General features: G+C 40.3%; 16 protein-coding genes. 7 read left to right on the top strand and 9 right to left on the bottom strand.

What is annotated here, in order from left to right:
- Positions 1 to 14: 14 nt before the first annotated feature.
- Positions 15 to 1,550 (bottom strand): peptide MFS transporter, encoded by a 1,536-nt coding sequence (locus tag J1N10_RS01990; protein WP_262324998.1) that lies wholly within the window; start codon positions 1,548 to 1,550, stop codon positions 15 to 17.
- Between the two features lie 258 nt (positions 1,551 to 1,808).
- Here J1N10_RS01990 and J1N10_RS01985 point away from each other — a divergent pair, with 258 nt between their 5' ends.
- From J1N10_RS01985 to J1N10_RS01970, 4 genes are all read left to right on the top strand, one after another.
- A complete protein-coding gene (locus J1N10_RS01985) occupies positions 1,809 to 3,317 on the top strand; it encodes an NAD(P)H-hydrate dehydratase (RefSeq protein WP_262324997.1) in 1,509 nt (502 codons plus the stop codon).
- Between the two features lie 148 nt (positions 3,318 to 3,465).
- Positions 3,466 to 4,572, top strand: a complete 1,107-nt coding sequence (locus J1N10_RS01980) for a DUF4831 family protein (RefSeq protein ID WP_262324996.1) — start codon at positions 3,466 to 3,468, stop codon at positions 4,570 to 4,572.
- Between the two features lie 32 nt (positions 4,573 to 4,604).
- Positions 4,605 to 6,068 (top strand): aminoacyl-histidine dipeptidase, encoded by a 1,464-nt coding sequence (locus tag J1N10_RS01975; protein ID WP_262324995.1) that lies wholly within the window; start codon positions 4,605 to 4,607, stop codon positions 6,066 to 6,068.
- Positions 6,069 to 6,144: 76 nt separating this feature from the next.
- Complete coding sequence (locus J1N10_RS01970) at positions 6,145 to 7,692, top strand: MFS transporter (RefSeq protein WP_262324994.1); 1,548 nt, start codon at positions 6,145 to 6,147, stop codon at positions 7,690 to 7,692.
- 412 nt (positions 7,693 to 8,104) lie between these two features.
- Here J1N10_RS01970 and J1N10_RS01965 read toward each other — a convergent pair whose 3' ends face one another.
- The 8 genes from J1N10_RS01965 to J1N10_RS01930 form a co-directional block, all read right to left on the bottom strand.
- A complete protein-coding gene (locus tag J1N10_RS01965; protein ID WP_262324993.1) occupies positions 8,105 to 9,370 on the bottom strand; it encodes an adenylosuccinate synthase in 1,266 nt (421 codons plus the stop codon).
- Between the two features lie 210 nt (positions 9,371 to 9,580).
- Positions 9,581 to 10,042 carry a Fur family transcriptional regulator gene (locus J1N10_RS01960; RefSeq protein WP_262324992.1) on the bottom strand — a complete coding sequence of 154 codons (462 nt, stop codon included), beginning with the start codon at positions 10,040 to 10,042 and terminating at the stop codon, positions 9,581 to 9,583.
- A 72-nt stretch (positions 10,043 to 10,114) separates the two neighbouring features.
- Entirely contained in the window at positions 10,115 to 12,343 is a 2,229-nt protein-coding gene (locus J1N10_RS01955; RefSeq protein ID WP_262324991.1) for a RelA/SpoT family protein, read from the bottom strand.
- A 226-nt stretch (positions 12,344 to 12,569) separates the two neighbouring features.
- A complete protein-coding gene (locus J1N10_RS01950; RefSeq protein ID WP_262324990.1) occupies positions 12,570 to 13,847 on the bottom strand; it encodes a M16 family metallopeptidase in 1,278 nt (425 codons plus the stop codon).
- Positions 13,848 to 13,849: 2 nt separating this feature from the next.
- The gene (locus J1N10_RS01945) at positions 13,850 to 15,088 is read right to left on the bottom strand and encodes a M16 family metallopeptidase (protein WP_262324989.1); all 1,239 of its coding nucleotides are present in this window, start codon (positions 15,086 to 15,088) and stop codon (positions 13,850 to 13,852) included.
- Entirely contained in the window at positions 15,088 to 16,044 is a 957-nt protein-coding gene (locus J1N10_RS01940) for an NAD(P)H-dependent flavin oxidoreductase (protein WP_262324988.1), read from the bottom strand. The genes J1N10_RS01945 and J1N10_RS01940 overlap by 1 nt, the downstream gene beginning before the upstream one ends.
- A 114-nt stretch (positions 16,045 to 16,158) precedes the next feature.
- Complete coding sequence (locus J1N10_RS01935; RefSeq protein ID WP_262324987.1) at positions 16,159 to 17,334, bottom strand: THUMP domain-containing class I SAM-dependent RNA methyltransferase; 1,176 nt, start codon at positions 17,332 to 17,334, stop codon at positions 16,159 to 16,161.
- Positions 17,335 to 17,518: 184 nt separating this feature from the next.
- Positions 17,519 to 18,757 carry a threonine/serine exporter family protein gene (locus tag J1N10_RS01930; protein ID WP_262324986.1) on the bottom strand — a complete coding sequence of 413 codons (1,239 nt, stop codon included), beginning with the start codon at positions 18,755 to 18,757 and terminating at the stop codon, positions 17,519 to 17,521.
- A 138-nt stretch (positions 18,758 to 18,895) separates the two neighbouring features.
- Here J1N10_RS01930 and J1N10_RS01925 point away from each other — a divergent pair, with 138 nt between their 5' ends.
- The 3 genes from J1N10_RS01925 to J1N10_RS01915 all read left to right on the top strand — a co-directional run bounded on the left by J1N10_RS01925 (position 18,896) and on the right by J1N10_RS01915 (position 24,255).
- A complete protein-coding gene (locus J1N10_RS01925; protein ID WP_262324985.1) occupies positions 18,896 to 19,567 on the top strand; it encodes a hypothetical protein in 672 nt (223 codons plus the stop codon).
- A gap of 84 nt (positions 19,568 to 19,651) precedes the next feature.
- Positions 19,652 to 20,551 carry an SdiA-regulated domain-containing protein gene (locus tag J1N10_RS01920; RefSeq protein ID WP_262324984.1) on the top strand — a complete coding sequence of 300 codons (900 nt, stop codon included), beginning with the start codon at positions 19,652 to 19,654 and terminating at the stop codon, positions 20,549 to 20,551.
- Positions 20,551 to 24,255: a metallophosphoesterase gene (locus J1N10_RS01915; RefSeq protein ID WP_262324983.1), complete on the top strand. Its 3,705-nt coding sequence runs from the start codon at positions 20,551 to 20,553 to the stop codon at positions 24,253 to 24,255. The genes J1N10_RS01920 and J1N10_RS01915 overlap by 1 nt, the downstream gene beginning before the upstream one ends.
- Positions 24,256 to 24,280: the final 25 nt, after the last annotated feature.

The raw sequence follows: 24,280 nt of genomic DNA, 5'->3' as shown, positions 1-24,280 counted from the left end.
TAGTTAAGTTCAAATTACTTCGAAACTCTTTCTAACCACTTCAACATAAATAGCATAGTGAACATTGAAATAATACATGCTACCACAAAAATTGTCCATGTTGCCCAGATTGGAATAGATTCGTAGAAGATTGCACCAATAAATAATAACTGGTTACCTAATGCAGTTGCGCCTAACCAACCACCTTGCATAATACCTTGGTATTGTGGAGGAGCTACTTTTGATACAAATGAGATTCCAAGTGGACTGATAAATAATTCAGCTACAGTAAGGATAAAGTAAGTTCCAATCAATAGCATTGGCGTTACCTTCTTAGCTAAATCAAGTGGTGTTCCACCCTGGTTTGGATCGATTGAAGAGAATAATGGTAAATCCATAGAGCCAAGAGTCATAACCACAAAACCTAAAGCTGCGATAAACATACCGATAGCAATTTTCTTAGGTGTTGAAGGCTCCATGTTGCGCGAGCGTAGCCAGCCAAACACAGCCATTACAATCGGGGTTAAGAATACAACGAAGAATGGGTTGATAGACTGGAATAACTCAGCTCCCTGGATGCTTACACTTCCTAAGTTGATGTTAATCATACTTAAGTCGGTAAAATCTTTAGCAAACATAGTGAGGGTTAAACCATTCTGGTGGAATGAGAACCAGAAGAAAATAACTACAGCAAATACAGCAAATAAAGCATATAAACGCTGTTTAACTTCTTTAGCATCCATTTGTGGAGCATCAGCTTTAGCACCTGCATTTGTTGCTTCATCGTGTCCACCTGGATTTGGGAAATATTTCTTGTTTACCATGTAGATAACCAAAGAAATAAGCATAGCAACAATTGCTGTTCCGAATGCATAGTGGAATCCAGTTGAGAACACATTTAAGTATTCATTTGCAAATGCACCAAGATCAGCTACCGTGGAACCATTGGCGGCATTAGCCATTTCCTGGAATTTAGTAGTTGCTTCTGCAGAAATAGTTCCGTCAATAAATGAGTGACAAACAGCAGGAAGGTCGGCATTGTAATTAAAACCGTTGCTGTTTAACCACCAGTTACGAACACCTACAGCGATGAATGGCGCAAAGATAGCACCAACGTTAATAAACATGTAGAACAACGAGAAACCCGAGTCACGATACTTACCATACTCTTCGTTATCATACATCTGACCAACTAACGCTTGTAAGTTTCCTTTGAATAGTCCGTTACCAAAAGAAATAACGAATAAAGCCAGACAAGTCATTACAAGAGTGAATGAGTTAGCTCCGGTTGGAATGGCAAGAAAAACATAACCAAGTCCCATTACCACTAAACCACTTAAAATGGTTCCCTTGTAGTTTCTTAATCTATCGGCAATGAAACCACCTGCTAGTGACAAGATGTAAATTAACGCATAGAAAACAGAATAAATAAGCCCTGCATCTTTACCATTCAATCCAAACTTAGCCTGTAAGAAAAGCACAAGAATGGCCATCATTGTGTAAAAACCAAATCGCTCACCCATATTGGCAAGAGCGGCAGGTATTAGTCCTTTAGGATGTTGTTTAAACATATCTATTTAATTTATAATTAGTTGTTAATTCAAAGTGTGGCAAATATATGTTTTTTTGGTTCACTTACAAATCGTAAGCGTCATGCTTTATAGCAGGTGAGCCGTAAGCATATGAGCGTTAGAAATGTAAAGGGTACAAATATTAAGAAATTATTAATAATTAACTTTTTAACAGCGTATCTTTTAATGCTTTTGAAAAAATGCCAAACCTTTTAAAATCTTTGTAAATTTGATAGTTGTCGACTTATAATTATTCAGATGAAGATATTTCCTGTAACTCAGATTTCAGCTATTGATCAATATACAATCGCGAATGAACCCATTGCATCCATTGACTTGATGGAAAGAGCATCATTACAGTTCTATAAAAAGTTTACCCATCTATATCCGCATGGCGATGTATCTGTGCTGGTTGGACCTGGAAATAATGGTGGTGATGCATTGGCAGTAGCTCGCATGTTAATTCAAGATGGACGTGCAGTACAGGTCTATTTAATAGCGCCGACAGAGAAGCTTAGTAAGGATGGAAAAATGAACCTGGAAAGGCTAAAATTGATTAAGGACTGTGTCAGGTTTTTAAGTTCAGAAGAACAATTTACACAAATCAGTGATGAGGATATTTTTATCGATGGACTTTTTGGTTCAGGATTAAATCGTCCACTAGGCGGCTTGGCTAAAAACCTGGTTGAATACATTAATGATCAGGATGTAGAGGTGATTAGTATTGATATTCCATCTGGTTTATTTGGCGAGGATAATGCCTCGAATAACTTGGATGCCATTATCATGGCGGAGCATACCATTAGTTTTCAGTTTCCCAAACTGGCTTTTTTGCTACCCGAGAATGAAAACTATGTTGGCGAATGGCATGTGGTGGATATAGGTTTGCACCCTGTTATAATTAAGGAAACACAATCGGACTATTGTTATACTGAAGTCAGTCATGTCAAGCGACTGCTCAAAAATCACAGTCGTTTTGCACATAAAGGACACTTTGGTCATGCTTTATTATTGGCAGGTAATTACGGAAAAATGGGAGCTGCTGTTTTAGCTTCCAGAGCTTGTTTAAAGACAGGTGTGGGCTTATTAACTACGCATGTGCCTCGTTTGGGATATCCCATTATTCAAACAGCTGTGCCTGAGGCCATGACCAATATTGACCGTTCTGATATTTTAATATCAGAGTTTCCTGATGTGTTGGCTTATTCAGCTATTGGCATAGGGCCTGGTATTGGAATCAAACCCAATACGCAAACTGCTTTACGTGAATTATTGGAATCGTTGGATGGGAAACCAATTGTGCTCGATGCTGATGCGCTCAATATTCTATCCATTGATGATGAGTTATGGGGGCTGGTGCCAAATAATGCCATATTAACGCCGCATCCCGGTGAGTTCGATCGTTTAGCAGGCCAAAGTAACAGCGCTTTTGAGCGCTTACAAAAAGCCATCAATTTTGCCAAAGATATGGAAGTAACGATGGTGCTAAAAGGGGCCTACACAGCCGTGATTAGTTCTGAAGGGCACTGTTATTTTAATTCGACAGGCAACTATGGTATGGCAACGGCCGGGAGTGGCGATGTATTAACCGGCATGTTATTGTCATTGTTATCTCAAGGCTATCCGCCACTCGAAGCGGCTCGTATGGGTGTTTATCTGCACGGTTTGGCAGCAGACTTATTGTTGGATGAATCAGCTGAGGAAGCCATCGTTGCTTCTGATATTATTTCAAAAATAGGTGTTGCATTTCAGCAATTAAGGCGATAATTATCATCTTGGCTTTTAATTTTTTTCGTTTACCTTTGGTGTTCGTCGTACTTTGATGGATAAAGCGACGTTTGTTGTGATATAGGTGTATTGAGTTTTGGCTTAAAAATTGCTTATCTCTGGGCCTTATTAATCATTAATAGTTAAGATGATGAAGAAATTTATTCTTGCCATAGGTGCTGCAGCTGTTTTGTCTTCGTGTGCAGTACAACAGCCTGTTGTTCCCGGTAAAGTTAATGTACAAGATGTAGCGCAAATGAATAATGCCACTGCTAACGCTTTGCTTTATAGTTTGCCAACAACTGTTATTCGTGTCAATGTAGAAGTGGAGAAAACCATTAGCAAAGTAGGACCATTTTATCGTTATTCTCAAAAAATGTTGAATGTGAGTGATGTGGTGACGGAGGATAAAGAAGAGTGGCGCATTAAATCAGTTAATGTGGAAACCTATGGTAGGCCTGATGATAATAAACGTTATTCTATTTCCTACTCAGGTCCAAGTTCTGCACCGTTTATTAATTTGACTTCTTCAGGTGTTTTAGCTGGTGTTAACAGCGGCTTTGTTGACTCTGATTGTTATTTGAAAGAGTTTACAGTAACCGAAGTGCCTACCATTGATGATGTTAACTTTAATGATGTGGCTATGATAGAAAAGCAGTTGGTTAAGACTTCGACAGCTGCTATGGCAGAAGAAACTGCTAATTACATTTATAAAATTCGTAAGCGTCGATTTAAAATATTAGCCAGCGACTTTGAGCAACTGCCCCCCGACGGACAGTCGTATGAGGTGATGGTGCGCGAATTAAACCAACTGGAAAAAGAACACATGGAGCTGTTTATTGGTAAAACCGAGACTTTTACCATGACACAGTCTTATGATATTATTCCTGATAAAATGAGTACTAACAATGATGTGTTATTCCGATTTTCAACGGTTTCGGGTATTGTTGATAAAATGGATGTGAGTGGTGCGCCTGTTTATTTTGAGTTGGAAGCCAATGAAGAAAAGCAATTGCCAGATGCCGTTGTCGCTGAGGAAAAAGGACAGGAAGTGCGTAATGGACTATATTATTGTCAGCCTGGTAAAGCAACCATTAAAATTATCGACAAGAATGTATTGATTAAAGAGAAAGAAGTATATCTCGGACAATTTGGTCAGGTAATTTCGATGCCATCTAATGTGTTGGAGCAGGAAAATGTGAGTATTCGTATCAATCCAAAAACGGGTGCACTCCAAAGTATCGATAGAAAGTAATAATTAAATAATCCCTTTTTAAATAATTAGTCATGAACGACGAAATAGCTAAGTTATCTCCCCAGAGTCTTTGGGAAAGCTTTTATAAATTAACTCAAATTCCTCGTCCTTCGAAAAAAGAAGGAAAGGCCATCGATTTTATGGAGGAGTTTGGTAAATCATTAGGTTTAGAAACTATTCGCGATGAGGTGGGTAATATTATTATCCGCAAGCCTGCTACTCCGGGGTATGAAGACCGTATGGGTGTTATTCTTCAAAGCCATATTGACATGGTGCCACAAAAGAATAGCGATAAAGAGCACAATTTCGAAACAGATCCGATTGAAACATATATTGAAGATGGTTGGGTAACAGCTAACGGAACAACATTAGGTGCTGATAATGGAATTGGTGTAGCAGCTGCCATGGCTGTTCTTCAGGCTACTGATATGGAGCATGGGCCGGTAGAAGCACTTATTACTATGGATGAAGAAGCTGGGATGACTGGCGCTAATGCGCTTAAGCCTGGTATCCTTAAGGGTGATATCTTGCTGAATATGGATTCAGAAGACGAAGGTGAATTATATGTGGGGTGTGCCGGTGGTTGTGATGCCAACGCGAAATTTACATATACAGATGAGGAAGTGCCAGCTGATTCTGTTGCTTTTAAGTTGTCGATGACCGGTTTAAAAGGTGGTCACTCAGGTATGGATATCGTGTTGGGACGCGGTAATGCTAACAAGCTAATGTTCCGCTTTCTGAAATTTGCAGTAGCTAACGATGAGGCACGTTTGGCTTCTATCGATGGTGGTAGCTTGCGCAATGCCATTCCTCGCGAAGCCTTTGCGGTGGTTACTGTACCTGCTGAAAATGCTGATGACTTCATCGAAAGCCTGGAAGAGTACGAAGAAATTTATAAATCAGAGTTTGGTTCTGTTGAGCCTGATTTATCATTCACGGCTGAGAAAACAGATTTACCAGTGTCAATTATTGATGAAGTAACGCAGGATGACCTAATCAACGGTGTGATAGCTGCACCAAACGGTGTGATGCGCATGAGTACTGACATGGAAGGATTAACAGAAACATCTACTAACCTGGCGATTGTTAAGTCTGGTAATGGCGAAATCATTGTTCAGGCTTTGATGCGTAGCTCTGTTAATACTGCAATTGAAGCTTTAGCCTCAAAAATGGAAAGCGTATTCCGTTTGGCAGGTGCTGAAATTAGCTTTGGTGGCCAGTATCCCGGTTGGAAACCAAATATGGATTCTCCAATCTTGAAAACTATGCAGGATGTTTATCAGAAGAAATGGGGTAAGGTGCCGGAAATTAAAGCGATTCACGCTGGTTTGGAATGTGGTATCTTAGGAAGTGCTTATCCTCATTGGGATATGATTTCTTTTGGTCCTACTATCCGCTTTCCGCACTCACCTGATGAAAAAGTAAATATCGAAACGGTTGGTCTGTTCTGGGAGTATTTGGAGGAGACACTGAAAAGTATACCTGTAAAGAAATAAATAATTTTATATAGGAGTAGCTGCAATATCAATTGCGGCTATTCTTTTTTGTTCGTATAACTAACTACAAATTGTAATGACAGAAAAAATACAAAAGACTTTGCGCGATTCAGCCGCATTGCGTTGGTTCGCCTTGATCTTATTAAGTGCCTTAACCTTTTCTACATATTGGTTTCAGGATTTCTTTGGTGGGGTAAAAGATTTATTACTAGATGAGTACGGTTTTACAAGTGAAAACTTTGGTCGTATCATCAGTTTAACAACATTTGCCAACCTGTTTGGTATGATTATGCTTGGTGGTATCCTGATGGATAAATGGGGTGTTCGCTTAGCAGGTTTAATCTTCGGTGGTCTTTCTGCAGCCGGTGGTTTAGTGGTTTATTTAGCATCTATCGGTACTTTTGGCGATGATCCTAACACGGTGTTATGGGCCATGATTGTTGGTCGTATGATGTTTGGTTCGGGACTTGAAGTAGTGTGTGTGGTGGCAACCCGTACTATTGTTAAGTGGTTTAAAGGTTATGAGCTGGCATTAGCTATGGCCATCAACATGGGCTTCGGTCGTTTAGGTTCTGCTATGGGTATTGCTGTTTCTCCTGATATCGCTGGCGGACACTTCTCAACAGCTGTTGGTTTTGCAGCTTCATTGTTAGGTATTGCACTAATTATGTTCGTGGTTTATATCTTCTTCGATATTAAACTTGACAAGCAAAATAAAGAAGCTGCCGAAGAAGGTGGAGAAGAAGAGTTTAAAATTGCTGACTTGTTGAAGTTACTTCAAAACTCAGCATTCATTTATATTACTCTTTTATGTGTTGCTTTCTACGCAGCGGTATTTCCATTCATTCAGTATGCTGCCGACTTGTTGGTAAATAAGTTCGGGTTTACATCAGCATTACCTGAAGGTGCAAATATTGTAGTCAATGGAAGCCCTGCCTTAGGAAACTCATTGGTTTTTGTGGGCTTATTCTTGTTTGCCATTGCTTTTTCAACAATTCCACCGCGCTTAAAATCCAATGCGCAGGCTTTGATTGCGCGCGTTGTTATCGGAGCACTATTTGCGTTATACATTGGCAGTATGTGGGATGTGTTCTCGCAGTGGTTGGATAATGGACCAAAAACGGCGTCTTTGATTCCGCTTGGTTCTATCATCTTTACACCAATTTTTGGTAGCTATGTAGATAAAAATGGTAAAGCAGCCTCATTAATGATTTTAGGTTCTTTATTGTTAATCTTTGCTCACTTGTCACTATCGGTATTCAATAATGTATATCTTGGATATTTCGGACTGTTGAGTTTAGGTATTGCCTTCTCATTGGTGCCGGCAGCTATGTGGCCTTCAGTAGCTAAGATTGTTCCTGAGAGTCGTTTAGGTTCTGCTTATTCGTTCATGTTTACGATTCAAAACTATGGATTAGCTGCCTTCTTCTGGGGTATTGGCGCATTACTTGACTTTGTGAATAAAGACCAGTTAGATGCTATACAAGCAGGCAATGCAGTTTATGACTATACAATTCCAATTTTGATTTTGGTGGCATGTGGTGTTATTTCTATTTTCTTATCGTTTAAATTAAAGCAAGCGGATAAGAAATTTGGATATGGTTTAGAGAAAGGTGCGGAATAATAAGTAGCAGTTGCCTTTTAGATATATATATGCAGCCATCTATTATTAGATGGCTGTTTTATTGTGCTCAAAACAGGGCGTGATGTGCTCGGATGAAGAATACTTTCTTATCTAAAAATGTGTATTAGAGATGTGCCATTGGTATTATTTGCTTTTATCGAATGGATAAAGATGAGAAATGTATACGAAGAATGTTAACCGAAGTCCCGTATGTCTAGAATATATTTCCGAAAATACTAACCAAAAGGAACGAACGAGCCAAGCAAAGTTCTGACCAAGTCAGATAACGGGGCCATTGAATCAAAGGTGGATTTGAAAGTATGGGGGAATGTCAGTTAGTTTTGGATAGAAACAAAAAAAGCCTGCAACAATGCAGGCTTTCGATATATCGTAAGATTACTCGTCTTTCGTCTTATTTGCGCACAATCGTTTGTTCGCGGTCAGGACCAACCGAAACGATGGTGATAGGCACCTCTAATTGCTTTTCAAGGTAAGCAATGTAGTCTTTTAAGGCCTGCGGGAATTCATCTTCTGATTTAACACCTGTCAAGTCTTCTTTCCAGCCTTTGATTTCCTCGTAAACTGGTTTTACATCATCTGTTAATTCAAATGGGAACTCTTCAGTAATGGTTCCGTCTGGTAATTTATAAGCAGTTGCTGCTTTAATGGTTTCAAAACCACTTAATACATCACCTTTAGTCATGATAAGCTGAGTTACCCCATTAATCATTACCGAGTATTTTAAGGCCACTAAATCAATCCAGCCACAACGGCGAGGACGACCTGTAGTAGCTCCAAATTCGTGACCTGCTTTACGCAACTCTTCACCTGTTTCGTCGAATAACTCAGTAGGGAACGGTCCGCTACCTACACGCGTACAATAGGCTTTGAAGATACCGAATACTTCACCAATTTTATTTGGAGCCACACCCATACCCGTACAAGCACCGGCACAAATTGTGTTCGATGAAGTTACGAATGGGTACGAACCAAAGTCAATGTCTAACAAGGTACCCTGAGCGCCTTCTGCCAAAATGGTTTTACCCGCTTTAAGGTGTTTGTTAATTTCGTGTTCGCTATCGATTATAATGCAGCTCTTAAGTGTTTCAATGCCTTCAGTCAAACCCTTTTCGAACTCTTCAATATTGTATTCGAAGTCGTACATTTCAAGCATTTTTACATGCTTCTCTTTCAATGCAGCGTATTTTTCTTCGAAGTTATGAAGGATGTCGCCCACACGAAGGCCGTTTCGACCGGTTTTATCCATGTAGGTTGGGCCAATACCTTTTAATGTTGAACCAATCTTGGTTTTACCTTTAGAAGCTTCAGATGCGGCATCCAAAATACGGTGAGTTGGTAAAATTAAATGCGCTTTCTTTGAGATATAAAGGTTTTTAGTGATGTCGAAACCTTTTTCTTTTAATGAATCGATTTCGTGCTTGAATGTAATAGGATCCAATACCACACCATTTCCAACAATATTAGCTTTATCGTTGTGGAAAATACCCGATGGGATATTGTGCAATACATGTTTGAAATTGTCAAACTCTAAGGTATGACCAGCATTTGGTCCTCCCTGAAAACGGGTGATGACATCGTATTGAGGAGTCAAAACATCAACAACTTTTCCTTTGCCTTCGTCCCCCCATTGGAGTCCTAGTAAAACATCAACCTTCATTCTCTTTCGTTTTAATATTATGCTCGATGAGCCTGTTGTTTGTAAATGAATCGAAGCACGGCGGCTTGTTCAATGTCATGTTAAACACTTTTTTATCAATGGTATAACATGAAAAATCGGACTTCCGATTGGCTCAGAATTCCGATTTGTAAAAGTACACAATATACCGTTAAAAGCTATTGTAAAGCTCTGTTTTTTTATCGAATAATGTTATTCTTTCGTTTCTTCGTTCAGGCAGTCTTTGCAGGTACCATAAACATACAATGAGTGGTGCGACACTTTAAATTCATTAAAGCTGGCTGCATTGTTCAATACAGTTTGAATGCCTGGATCGCAAAATTCAATTACTTTTCCACAGTTGGTGCAAATCAGGTGATCGTGTTGCTTGGATTCAAAGGCTTTCTCAAATTGCGCTATGTTTTTTCCAAACTGATGTTTGATGACTAATTTACAATCTAATAACAAGTCAATGGTGTTGTATAAGGTAGCACGACTAACACGATAGTTTTTGTTCTTCATAAAGATGTAAAGCGACTCGATGTCGAAGTGTCCATCGCGGCTATAAATCTCATCTAATATGGCATAACGCTCAGGTGTTTTTCTATGTCCGTTGCGTTGCAGGTATTCTGTGAATAGCTGTTTTACCACATCTTTGGCTTCTACCTTATTCATATGCAGTCTCAATTAAAATAGAGCCTAAAAATAATTAAAATAGCGTGATTAAAAAATACTTGTTTAGAATTATTATAAATCAGCTTTAATGCGGTCTTGTCGTGTAACGTTATGCACTCCTTTAATCTTCATAATGGTTAGAATGAGGTTATTTAAATCCTCTGTATTATGAATGTACAAGTAGATGCTACCTTCGAAAATGCCATCGTGACTCTCTATATTAATAGAACGCATGTTAACATTCTGGTCTTCCGAAATAACTTTGGTTATCTGGCTAACGATTCCCATTTTATCAATGCCCGATAAATTAATCAGAGCCAGGTAAGATAGTATTTTATGTGATTCCCACTGAGCAGACACAATACGGTTACCCTGGCTCGACATTAACTTAAGGGCAATGGGGCATTTTCGGCTGTGCAGAATTATTTTGTCATTATCATCCTGAAAGGCCAAAATATCATCGCCTGGTATGGGATTGCAGCATTCTGAAATTGTGAACTGATCCTGCTCTTCATTGTCTGATAAAACGACTTGTTTTTTCTTTTGAGGAGGTTCGGCTTGGTCGGTGTCTTGTTTGTTGGTCGACATTCCAAAGTTCAGTTTCCAGTAGCGAATCCATTTGTTCGTTGACTTAGTACTAAGAATTTTGTGCAGGTTGTCGAGTTTTAACGTGCCTTTCCCTATTTTAAAATACAGCTCATCGCGTTTCTGTAGCTTGTGAAAGTCTAGTATTTTTTTGAGAATGCGGGAGTTAATGGTGAGTTTCTTCTTGTGAAGAGCATCTTCTAAAATCTGTTCACCTTTTTCAATGATTGACTTACGCTCTTCTTTAAAGGCATTTTTAATTCGTGTCTTGGCTTTAGCCGTAGTCACAAAGTTGAGCCAATCGTATTTGGGTTGCTGTTTTTCAGAAGTAATGATTTCGACTTGGTCACCACTTTTGAGTTGATGACTAAGCGGAACGAGTTTAAAATTTACTTTGGCACCAATGCATTTATAACCAATGTCGGTATGGATGTCAAAGGCAAAATCCAATGCTGTTGCTCCTTTGGGAAGTACACGTACTTCACCTTTAGGGGTAAATATCATGATTTCAGAAGCAAACAGGTTGAGTTTGAAATCGTCTAAAAACTCTAAAGAATCAGCATCTGGATTATCAAGTAGCTCTTTAATCATCTCCAGCCATTTGTCCAGTTCTGATTCTTTTTCTTTCTGCCCTTTGTATTTCCAGTGTGCTGCAAAGCCACGTTCGGCAATCTCATCCATTCGTTTGGTGCGAATCTGAATTTCCACCCATTTGCCATCGGGTCCCATTACCGTGCTGTGTAAAGCTTCATATCCATTCGCTTTTGGTGTCGACACCCAGTCGCGCAAGCGGTCTGGTTTGGGCTTATAGATGTCGGTAATCATGGAATAGATGGCCCAGCATTGTGTTTTTTCCGGTAAATGGCTTTTAGGCGTAAAAACGACGCGGATAGCCAGCACATCATACACTTCCTCAAAAGGTAAATCTTTCTTTTGCATCTTACTCCAGATGGAATAGATGGATTTATGACGTCCCACCACATCAAATTCATAGCCTTCGGCTAAAAGACGTTTTTCAATCGGTTCTTTAAAATGATTGATAAATTCAACATGTTGTTCTTCACTGTCCTTAACTTTCTGACTAAGGTTATTGAAGACCTGGGGTAATTCATACTTCAGACTTAAATCTTCCAGCTCCGATTTAATGGCATACAAGCCTAAGCGGTGAGCCAGCGGAGCATAAAAGTATAATGTTTCGCCCGCAATCTTCAAGCGCTTGTGTTCAGGCATTGAGTTGAGGGTGCGCATGTTATGTAGCCGGTCGGCCAGCTTAATCAATATAACGCGCACATCTTCTACCATGGTTAATAATAACTTGCGGAAGTTTTCGGCCTGTATGGATGTGCTTTGATCAAAAACACCTTCCAGCTTGGTGAGGCCAGCCACAATGGAGGCTATTTTCTCACCAAAAATATTTTGAAGATCTTCAACCGTGTAATCGGTATCTTCAACTACATCGTGCAATAAGGCCGCGATAACACCTTTGGTGCCGAGCCCTATTTCTTCGGCAGCAATACGTGCTACCTCAATGGGGTGCAGAATGTAAGGTTCGCCCGATTTTCGGCGCATACCTTTATGTGCCTCATGAGCTAACTCAAAAGCTTTGGTTACCAGTTTGGTATTCTCTGGTGTCTGGCAACGCGGACAAGCTTCCATGAGCTTGCTGAATTGCTCACGAATTAATTTATCTTCTTCTTCCCAATCCAATTTAGTCATGCACGTAGTCGTTAAAGCGAACTAAAATACTTATTTCCTTTCATTGAAGCAAAGGACATAACCATCTTTGGACGAATGAAATGATGTAAAATAATAAACACAGAGACACAAAGGAGCAGCGTATTTGAAGGTTTATTAAAACAAAACTCTGCGACTCAGTGTCTCTGTGTTATTTTTGTTTAGAGACGTTATAATATTTTTTGCCAGCTTAAATGGATATCAAACATCATTTGCCAGCTATTACTTTAATGATATTTTCTTCCTTAAAGTATTTTTGTGCCAGTGCTTGAAGCTCCTTAGCGGTAATGTTTTTCAGAACATCAAAAAACTGATTGAAGTAGGTTGTTGGTAGGTTAAGGTCAATCAAACCGCGATAGTTATCAGCCGTGGCAAAAGGACCATCGAAGTTGCGAATCATATCGCCCAATAAGAAATTGCGTACTAACTCCAACTCTTCATCGCCAATTAACTCGTCGCGCAGCTGGCGTATCTCGTTCATAATTTCTTTAACAGCCAGGTCTCTGTTCTCGGCTTTAACATCGGAGCTGATAACCAGGAATCCGGCATATTTATAGGTCATTATAAAGGACGAAATGCCATAGGTTAGGCCTTTTTCTTCACGGATGTTGGTCATCAGGCGCGAACCAAAATAGCCACCCAGCACCGTGTTGAGGATTTGCATGCCATGAAAATCGGGATGATCTTTGGTAAACAGGGGAATACCTATTTTGATGGAAGACTGCAGTGCATCAGCTTTTTCAACAAAAATGCTTTTTTCCTGTACCAGGTTTTCATTTGGTTTAGAATCACTCAGAACAGACGCATCAGACCATTGCTCGCCAAAGTGCTGGTTAAGCAATGCTTTAATGTTTTCGCCCGGCTGACCTGAGATTATAATATGTGTTCCTTCAGGTATATAGGCTTTTTGATGAAAACGGATGACATCTTCTCGAGTTAAATTCTCAAAGTCATCCATGGTGACGTAATTACCATACGGATGCTCTTTGCCATACAGGTTTTGCGTGAAAGCACGTGTGGCCAGCGTTTTTACTTTGTCGCTTTCAATCAGATATTCTTGCTTTCGCTTGTTAATAAGCGTATCGATTTCCTTCTGCTCAAATACCGGATTTTTAACCATGTCTTCGAGTATCGCTAATGTTTGTGGCAAAAAATGCGTTAGCGAAACAAGGGTAACAATGGAATGATGAAAGGATGCTTGTTGGCCGATGAAGGCGCCGTAGAAATCTATTTTCTCTGATATCTCAGCTCCCGTTTTATTTGTTGTGCCTTCCGACAAGGCTTTATTTGTGATGGATGCCAACAGTGGTTTATTGGCTTGCACTGAACCTGCCGGAAACAGGAAATCCAGCTTGGCCACTTCTTGTGAACCGGCTTGCATCAAATGTACTTTAATCCCATTGTTCAGTTCAAAGGTCTCAATGGGCAATAGCTCAAAGGCGTCAATGTTTTTAAATTCAGGAGCTTCGTGTCGGTTGATCTGCATATTTATTGGCTTGAGCGATAATACAATGTGGAACTGTTTGTTGGTCTGAATGTCTTTTGAGCACAGTCGAGCAGGCCTTGTGCTGTGACGGCCCGGTACTTATTAACTTCGTCATTAATATCTTCGGCCTGGCTCAATAATTCAAACGATGCCAGGTTCATGGCTTTGTTTAAAAAGCTGATTTCTGAGAAGACTAAGGATGACTCAATCTTATTTTTAACTTTCTGTAACTCATAGTCGCTCACCATATCCGAACTGATTTTATCCAGTTCAACCTGTATGGCTTCCTCCGCTTTTTCCATTGTGGTGCCGGGTAATAAACGGCCAGTTACAGTGAATAATCCAGGATGATGGTCGCCTGAAATATAGGCATTCACCTCGCTAAATAATTGTTGTTCTTTAACAAGTGATTGGTTCATGCGGGCCGATGGTCCGTTGGAAAGCACATCGGAGAGCAAATCAACGGTGTAAAAATCATCATCGGTGCGTTGGCCAATATGAAATACTTTATAAATCATATCGGCAGGCACTTTACGTTCAACTTCCAGCTGACGTTCTTCCAACTGTTTGGGCTCCAGTGGAATTTCTTTTGCGTCCAGTTCACGGTAAGGGATGTCACCAAACCATTTCTCAGCCAGTTGAAATACTTTATCGGGCTTTACATTACCCGAAACACACAGTACCGCATTGTTGGGCGCATAGTGACTGTAAAAGAATGATTTGACATCATCCAGCGTGGCATTCTCAATGTGTGAAATATCCTTGCCAATGGTTGGCCACTGATAAGGATGAACCTTATACGCCAGTGGGCTTAGCAGCAACGGTATATCGCCATAGGGTTGGTTGAGGTAGCGTTGCTTGAATTCCTCAATCACCACCTTTCGCTGTACTTCAAGGCTTTTTTCCGAAAAATCGAGCTCCAGCATACGGTCTGACTCCAGCCAGAAACCTGTTTCGAGGTTGGCTGCCGGCAAGGTCAGGTAGTAGTTGGTGATGTCACAGCTTGTCCAGGCGTTGTTATCGCCACCCACCATTTGCAAAGGTGTATCGTAAGAGGGGATGTTTTTGCTGCCCCCAAACATTAAATGCTCAAACAGGTGAGCAAAGCCGGTTTTGTCGGCTTGCTCGTTTTTTGAGCCCACATTATATAGTAAATTGACAGCCGCTAAGGGTGTGCTTTTATCAACGTGAACTACAACACGTAGCCCGTTGGATAAGGTTCTTTTTTCAATATTTATCATCAGAAATCAAATCGTTGATTGGAGCTTGCCTCTTCTTTTACACTACGGTATTCACTTAACAGGTCGTTAAAAACTTCGGCAACAGGTTTAATGTCATTGATTAAAGAGGCTACCTGTCCTATTTCAAGTTCACCTTCGGTCAAATCACCTTCGAAAATACCTTTTTTGGCTCGTCCTTTACCAAGTAGCTGTTGTAACTCCAATGTTGAAGCACCTGCTTTCTCAGCTTGATGAACCTGTTCAAAAAACGCATTCTTCATTAAACGCACCGGCGCCAGCTTTTTAAGCGATAACAAGGTGCCGCCTTCGCCGGTTTCAACCACCAACTGCTTAAATGCAGCATGTGCAGATGACTCCTCGGTGATGGCAAATCGAGAACCAATTTGAACACCATCGGCACCTAAGGCCAATGCTGCAAATATGCCTTTGCCAGTGCCAATGCCACCTGCAGCAATTAATGGTAAGTTGGTTTGCTGCCTAATGGAAGGGATCAAAGTAAGTGTTGTTGTTTCTTCGCGTCCGTTGTGTCCCCCGGCTTCAAAGCCTTCGGCAACAATTGCATCCACACCTGCCTCCTCGCATTTTTTAGCAAAACGGCCATTGGCAATCACATGAACAACAGTGATGCCTTTTTCCTTTAAAAATCCCGTCCACTTAGTCGGATTGCCAGCAGACGTAAAGACGATTTTCACACCTTCTTCCACGATGATTTGCATCAACTCATCAATGTTGGGGTACAAAAGTGGCACATTAACGCCCCAGGGTTTATCGGTCGCATTTTTCATCTTTTGGATGTGTTCACGAAAAACCTCGGGATACATTGAGCCTGCACCCAGGAGGCCAAGTCCGCCGTTGTTACTCACAGCCGAGGCCAGTCGCCAGCCGCTGCACCATACCATTCCGCCCTGAATAATGGGGTATTGAATATTGAAGAGTTCTGTAATTCTGTTTTGCATGTCTTTTATCTTTTGGCCGCCAGCTTTTAGCTGATAGCTATTAGCCAAAAAAAACTAGCAGACAGATTTAAAAATCAAATCATCAAATAAGCCATTCAACGAATTTTCAATATATTAACTATCGATTCGTCTTCTTGTTCGATTGACCTTCTTTTTAAATTCCTTCATTTCGCCTTCAAACATATCGTAAGCCACAAATCGGCACTCTAATGAGCCATTGTAAAGCTTGTATTTTGAGTCGGGACGCAAACCAACATGCTTCAGTGCATCCATGTTTGAAGTGATAATCCAGGCTTGCCAGTCGGTATAATTCTTTTTAAGGTGAGTACCTATCTTTTTATAGAATTCGTTGATGTTGTCCTTCGTTAAACGCTCACCATAAGGTGGGTTGGTAATCATCATGCCTCGCGGTGCCGGTGGCATATGGTCTTCCATATTGGAGCGGATAATTCTGATTTGACGATTCAATCGAAAATCCAGGGAAGAAGTCTTCGCCATGTCGATAGCTTGAGGATTATTATCGCCACCAACAATATTTACTTTTGGATAGCGGATTTTATTTTCAGCCTCGGTATAAATCTTTTCCCATAATGCTTTATCAAAGTCGGCCCACGACATAAATCCAAAGTGTTTGCGCTTGAAGTTAGCCGGCATATCGCAAGCCATCATGGCGGCTTCCATCAAAATGGTTCCGGTACCACACATAGGGTCAATCAAAGGAATGTCTTTGTGCCATTTGGCAATTTTTAGCATACCCGCTGCCAATACTTCATTTAATGGCGCTTTGTGGTGTGGGCTACGATAGCCTCTTCGGTGTAACGATTCAACCGAGCTATCCAGAGAAACCGTAAATTGGTCGTTTGAAACGTGAATGTTGATTTGCAAGTCAGGCTTTTCAACATTTATCGATGGGCGCTGGCCATTTTTATCTCTGAATTGGTCAACAATGGCATCTTTTGATTTTAAGGCCAGGTATTTTGTGTGTTTGAAATAGTCTGAAAAAGCGACGGCATCTATCGCAAAGGTGTTTTTTTCAGTAATGTAGGCCGACCAATCGAATTTATAGATGTTTTTATAAAGTTCGTCTTCGGTTTTGGCTTTAAAAGTTAAAACAGGAACCAGAACGCGAAGCGCAGTTCTCAGGTGCAGATTGGCTTTATAAAGAACCTCTTTATCGCCGGTACATGTGACAGCTCGTTTGATTGGTGTTACATCCTTGGCTCCTAATTCCTTTAATTCTTCAGCCAATACATCTTCTAAACCATGAAAGGTTTTTACTAATAACTTCATGCTAACGCGTTTTTCAAAAAAATCTTAATGCTGCTATCCTTTTGATAACAGAGTGTTATAACTTGCGGGTCGATTGGTTTCTTATCCTATTTTAAATAGGCCGCAAATGTACGAAACTTAAAACGAAGAATCTATTCCGCAGCTTTTATTCATGTACAGTTTCACAATTCTTAACGTTCAATCCTTACCTTTTAAATATGGCATTTTCACTATTTGCTTTCTCGCCAAGGCGTTTATCCATAAAGGTTCCGGAGAAAATAAGCCCGCCGATGATGCCCATGAAAATATAGATTACTTGTTCGCCCATTCCACTATTGCTCACTTGTGTGTTTAAAAACAGAGTGCTCAAACCGATAAACGCTTTACTACCGGGTACCAGCATGATGAGGCCGGGTATAAGATACACCAAACGAGGCGCTTTAGTCAAGTGGGCAAATAATTTGCTGATGCTGACCGCAACGATGGTGCCGCAAAAAATACTAACCAGAATGCCCGTAAAGTCGAGTAGCAGGGTGGTGTAAAAGCAGATAAAACCCGTTACTACACCAAGCGGAATATCTTTGGGGCGTACTTTAAAAACCGGCATCAGACTAATGGATAGAAGAGGAATGGCCAGTAAGTCAACCCACGACGGGATATCGTCATTCACGACGTGTGGTTGTAATTCGATGAACAGGGGTAGAAGCGCCAAGCCAAGCACCACACCAAAAAACTGTTTAAATAACGATACCAATGCATCGAACAGTTTGGCTGTTCCCGATACCAGACTACGCGAGGTAATCTCTTCCAGAGCTGTTGTTAACGATAAGCCGGGAATAAAAACGATAATGGAAGCCAGTATGGTCATTGAAATATTGATGTCGGGCAACAGGATCGATAAAAGCCCTGTGATGACCGTTGCTAAAAAGGCCACCAACGATTCTAACGTACTTCTGATGTAGCCCGAATTTTTCGACAAGGCAGTGACCCCATATATGATAGCGCCCAGCAGAGTAGCCACTAATACAGATAGCCAGTTGGTGTTTAAAATCACGCAGAAAGAACCGGCTGAAACCATAAATGATAGGAGTTCGATGATTCTGCTATAACCAAACTTTGCCTGGTCGAGCTCTTTTATTTTCTCTTTGGCTTCCATTGTTGTCAACTCGTTTGAGATGACATTGTTAGTAATTTCAACCACTTCGGAAAGAGCACCTAAATTTAATTCTCCCGGCGGAACGCATTCAACATGGTTGTATGTATTTTCATCTTCTTCGTAAAACACGTAATTAATCCAGGTAGGTGTATCCATAAAACTACCTTTAATACCTTTTTTCTCAGCAATTTCTGTCAGGTAAATTTGTGATTTGTAAGATGGAACACCGTAAGTGTGAAGGGCTTTGCCCAGTTGAACGATGAAGCTGTATTGTTGAGGAATCTGCATTTTTGGAATTTGTTAGGCTTTATTATTTAAGTGCAAATTTAGGTAAGTTTTTATTGATATATCGATGGCAGAGAAGTGATATTTGTTTGGATGATGGATTATTTTATATATTTGTATCTAAATATATAGATATATAATATGAATAACGATTTTACCCAAGATGCCATCGAATATGAATTGTATAACGATGTTGTGGTTAAGGATAAAGAAGTAGGTGTAGTTGAAGACCAAAAAAAGAAGAATAAAAAGAAACGGAAGACATATGATACGAAACAAGAGCCACGAAAAGCTCTTCAAACGTTTTATCGAAATCATTTTCGCATGCTCATCAATCGTATGACCATGGCGGATAGAAAAGCGATGATAATGGTTCGCATCAATACGGCCATCATTTCATTACTCATTGTGTTTAGTCAAAAAATGGATTTGTACATCAATAATGGCAATAAAATTGGAATCGTATTGTTAATTGGCAGCGGTGTTTCGCTTGTATTGTCTTTATTAACAGCCAGTCCAATTGGTGCCTATATTCATCGCTTGTTCAAGTATCACCGCGAGATGAAGGAAAAGTATCCCGATTTTAAGCACAACAGTTTTATGATGATGAAACGTGTAAGCCTTGAAGAATATGAAAGCTCAATGGATGCGGTGGTCCGTAATCAGGATTTGCAAATTGGCAACCAGGTGCGAGCCAGTTTTATGCTCAATCATTACACGCTTTGTAAGTATCAATTGTTACAATGGTCATACAATGTGTTCTTAATCGCTTTTTTTATCAGCATTGGTGTTTTTTTGGTTGGTTTGCTATAGAGTGTTAAGCATTTTACTTCACACGTCGTTTTTGCGGCTTCAGGAATGATTTATAGTTTTTAAATGATTTCTTATCTTTCTTTGATGAAAGAAGATGAAATAGTGAAGATGTTAAAGACCGGAAGTCGATTATTGGCTTTGTTATTATTGATGTGTTCGTGCACTGGTATTGGAAGCCAGGTGGTTGAAATTGCGGAGGCAACAAGCATTTCTTATGATTATGCCCATCCGGCAAATAGATGGGAATTAAATAGTGATCTCCAGGAAATTTCAGGGCTCGATTATGCCCTGGCTCAAAACACAATTATTGCCATCAACGATGAAAAGGGACATATTTACCAGGTAGAAGAACGAACCGATAGTGGACAAAAACTCTACGAATTTCATAAGAACGGAGATTACGAAGGCATCGCTCAAGTAGGTAAGCACATCTACGTTTTGAAAAGCAATGGGAAACTCTTTCGATATAATCGCTCAAAGGGTAAAACAAAGGAGATTGAAACAACTCTGAAATCGAAGAACGATGCAGAGGGACTTTGTTATGATGCGCATACGCATTGCCTGCTGATAGCCTGCAAAGGCTTACCTCTGGATGAGAAAAGAAGGAAAAAGGCTGTTTACCAATATTCCCTGGATAAAGAAAAGCTGAAAGAGGAACCGGTTGTAGAAATAGATATTGATGACCTTGAAGATTTAGGCGAGAAACTTCAACTCGAAAGTCAACAAAAGTGGCGCCTAAAGCGCTTCTCACCATCTGGTATTGCTATTCATCCCGTTAGCCGTCATTATTACATCTTATCGGCACGAGGAAGTTTGTTGGTGGTGGTCAATCAGCAACAACAAATCGAATATCTTGTTTTTTTAGATATAAGCGCATTGCCTCAACCTGAAGGGATTTGCTTTGATGCAGATAATAACCTGTTTATCGCATCTGAAGGGAAAGGGCGTAAAGGGCGTTTGCTAAAGTTTAATGAACTCAAATAATGAAAAAGTATCTGACATATGCTTTTTGTGTCTTATTGATGGGATGCTCTACAGCTAAAGCTCCCTATTATAGTGCGGACGAAAAAGATTGGAGGCGTTACGAGAATAAGAATATTGCCAAGCCAATTCGTACAGTTTTTTTAATTGGTGATGCCGGACAACTCGATGATAAAGTGAGTGGACAAAACTTTGTTTTGACGGCTGTTCAAAGGCATTTGGCGACATTAGAAGCACCAAGTGATTTAGTGTTTTTGGGTGATAATATTTATCCATTAGGATTACCGTCGAAAAAGCGAGAAGAGAGGGTGCAGAGTGAACAAATTCTTTTTGCTCAGCTGAAATTGGCTAAAACAGCCAGTGGAAACACATATTTTATTGCCGGTAATCACGATTGGAAAAAAGGGAAGAAAGGTGGGTTAAAACGCATTAAGCGTCAGGAGAAATTTGTTGAGGCTTTTGGAGATAGTTTAGTGGATAAGAAAGTGCGCTTTTATCCGGGCGATGGTTGTGGCGACCCCAAAGTGGTGAAGGTTGATAAAGACCTGGTGTACGTATTTGTTGATTCTCAATGGTGGTTGCAAGACTGGGAGGTGGAGAAGAAGATGAACAGAGGATGCGATATTAAAACACGTGGAGATTTGTTGGTGCGAATGGAGGAGATATTCATGAATTATAAAAATGATGAGATAATCGTTTTTATGCATCATCCGCTAATGAGTAATGGAACACATGGCGGTTATTTTGCATTTAAGCATCACGTTTTCCCTTTGCATGAGCTAAACAATAGTATGTGGATTCCACTGCCTGTCATAGGTTCGGTTTATCCCATATTCCGACAAACAACAGGTTCGGTGCAGGATTTGAGTAATCATTTGTATCAGGATTTGGTTGAAGGTTTATTTGATGTGGCTGAAAAATGGGATGTGAATGTCACTTTTGCATCGGGGCACGAGCATAACCTGCAATACTTTGATGAGGATGAAATAAAGCAGGTAATCAGCGGTTCGGGTAGTAAGGTAACGTACGCCGCTGCCGGAGGTGAAGCTGATTTTACGCGTGAAGAACGTGGTTATGTCAAAATTGATTTCTATAAAAACTCTGAAGCCTGGATTGAATATTATACCGTTAGTGATTTTGATGTAGAACCTGTTTTGGAATATCGTAAGCAAATGCGGACGCCACGTGCTGGCAGCAGAAAAACAGAGCAAGTTTATCCGGCACTAACAAGAAAAGACACGATAGTAGCCGCCAATACCGTGTTTGAAGGCAGTAAAACCATGAAGTTTTTCTTGGGTGAGCAGTATCGGAGTATGTGGGCCACCAATGTGAAAATGCCACTGATTGCTTTAGAAACAAAACATGGCGGATTAACACCTATCAAAAAAGGTGGCGGTATGTCGTCCAATTCATTACGGATGGAAAAGGCGAATGGTCAGCAGTATATTTTACGATCAATTAATAAGGATTATACCAGGTTGGTTGATGCTAAGTTTGCCGATTTGAAAGCCTTAAATATTATGAAGGATCAGAATTCGGCCAGTCACCCTTATGGAGCTTTGATGATTCCTTCCTTATCAGAAGCGGCTGGTGTGTATTCGACGCAGCCTGAGCTGGTGTACTTAAAGCACCAGCGTGGATTGGGTAGTTACAATGCTTTTTTTCCCGAGGAAGTGTATTTATTAGAACAACGTCCATCGGGCGATTGGAGCGATGCTGACTATTTTGGAAATTCAGAAAATATTATTGGTTACACGGATTTATTGGAGAATCTGCGCGAGAAGAAAACACACTTTGTCGACCAGGAATGGGTATTAAAGTCGCGATTGTTCGACTTGTTTATTCACGATTGGGACAGGCATGATGACCAGTGGCGATGGGCCAGTTTTGAGGAAGAGGAGCGGACCATTTACCGACCAATTCCGCGCGATCGTGACCAGGTATTTTATAAGTTCGAAGGTGTGATTCCGGTGTATGTGTCTACTTTTCTTTTGAAGAAGTTTAAAACCATGAAAGGTGATGTGCGCGATGTCAAATATTTGTCATTTAATGCGCGCTATTTCGACCGTTACTTCCTTAATGATTTAGAGTGGAGTGAGTGGGAGCGCATCACCAAACAGCTGCAAGCCAATATGACGGATGAAGTTATTGATTCGGCACTTTGGGGTTTGCCTCCGGAGGTGAGAGAACAAAATAAAGAAGTGATTGCCTTATTGAAGGAACGTCGGGGTAATATGCTTAAAATCAGTCGCAAATTATACGATTTTTTAAGTGCCGAAGTGGAGGTGTCTGCTACAGATGATGATGACCGGTTTGAAATTAAGCGTTTTGAAGATGGGAAAGTAGAAGTGAAATACTTTGTTGAGCGCAAATCAAAGGGTGATTTACTAAAGTATTCACGTATGTTTACCCCTGATGAAACAAAAGAAGTACGCTTATATGGTTTGCGTGGTGATGATAAGTTTATTGTTTCTGGAGCCGATAACAAGGCAATCAAAATTCGAATCATTGGTGGTGAAGACGATGATAAAATCATCAATACGTCTGATGCCAAGGCAATTTATGCATACGATACCATTGAAGGGATTGAATTAGTAGGTAGGAATATTAAAGACAAAACATCTGATGATGTTGATGTGAATGAGTACGATCGCTATGGCTTTAAATACAACACCAATCTGCCATTTTTACGTGGAGGTTATACTTTAGATGATGGAATTTGGTTAGGCTTAACACACTCATGGACCCGTCATGGTTGGCGTAACGAACCATACAAATCCAAACAGATGGTGGCGGCTCTGGTGGCTCCCGGAAGCCAGGATGCCTTCATGGTGATGTACGAAGGTCATTTCCCTGACTTGGTGAAGAATGTGGATTTTCACCCTTCGCTTCATATCGACTATCCGAGTATAGAAAACTTCTTTGGCTATGGTAATGAGTCGGTTAATTATGACCTTAAAAAGCAATACAATTGGGTGCGTAAACGTGCCTATCGAATAGAGCCATTGATTAGTTTCCAGAGTCGTAATTCGTATATCAATTTTAAGTTTGGGCCTACCTTTGAGTCGGTCCGTATTGAAGATACTGATGGTCGAGTGGGGCAAGACCCGATACTCGGTTTTACCGAAGCTGAATTAGAAAGGCATAGTTTTGTTGGAGCTAAAATTGATTACAGCATCAATTATGTCGATCGGGAGTTGAAACCTACCAATGGTATTCGTTTTAATGCGTCATTAAGTTATCAGGACGATGTGACCAATACGAATGTATTATGGACATTTGGAACCAATATGCAGGCTTATTTAACCATAGCCAATCATCCGCAACTGGTGTTGGCCAATAATATAGGTTACCAATCTATTAGTGGAGATGCTCAGTTTTATCAATATCCAAATTTGGGTAACCGCACCAATTTAAGAGGTTTCCGAAATAATCGTTTTCGTGGCGAGCAGGTGTTTTTTGAGAACCTGGATTTACGTTTGCAACTTATCGATTGGGATAACCGCTATCTGCCAATGGATATTGGTGTGTTGAGCGGTTTCGATGTAGGCCGTGTTTGGCTTAGTGGTGAAAGTTCAGATACCTGGCACCATAGCCAGACAGTTGGCATGTGGATGGATGTGCTTGAAATGATTATGATGCAACCTTATTATTCCTATACGAAAGAAGGTCATTATTTCAGTTTCAGGATGTCATATAATTTTTAGAATTATCTTCGTGTAAAAACTGGGC

Origin of the sequence: Carboxylicivirga litoralis, from assembly GCF_025499605.1 — a bacterium.
GTDB classification, from domain to species: Bacteria; Bacteroidota; Bacteroidia; order Bacteroidales; family Marinilabiliaceae; genus Carboxylicivirga; species Carboxylicivirga litoralis.
This window is presented reverse-complemented; position numbering and strand designations above follow the sequence as displayed.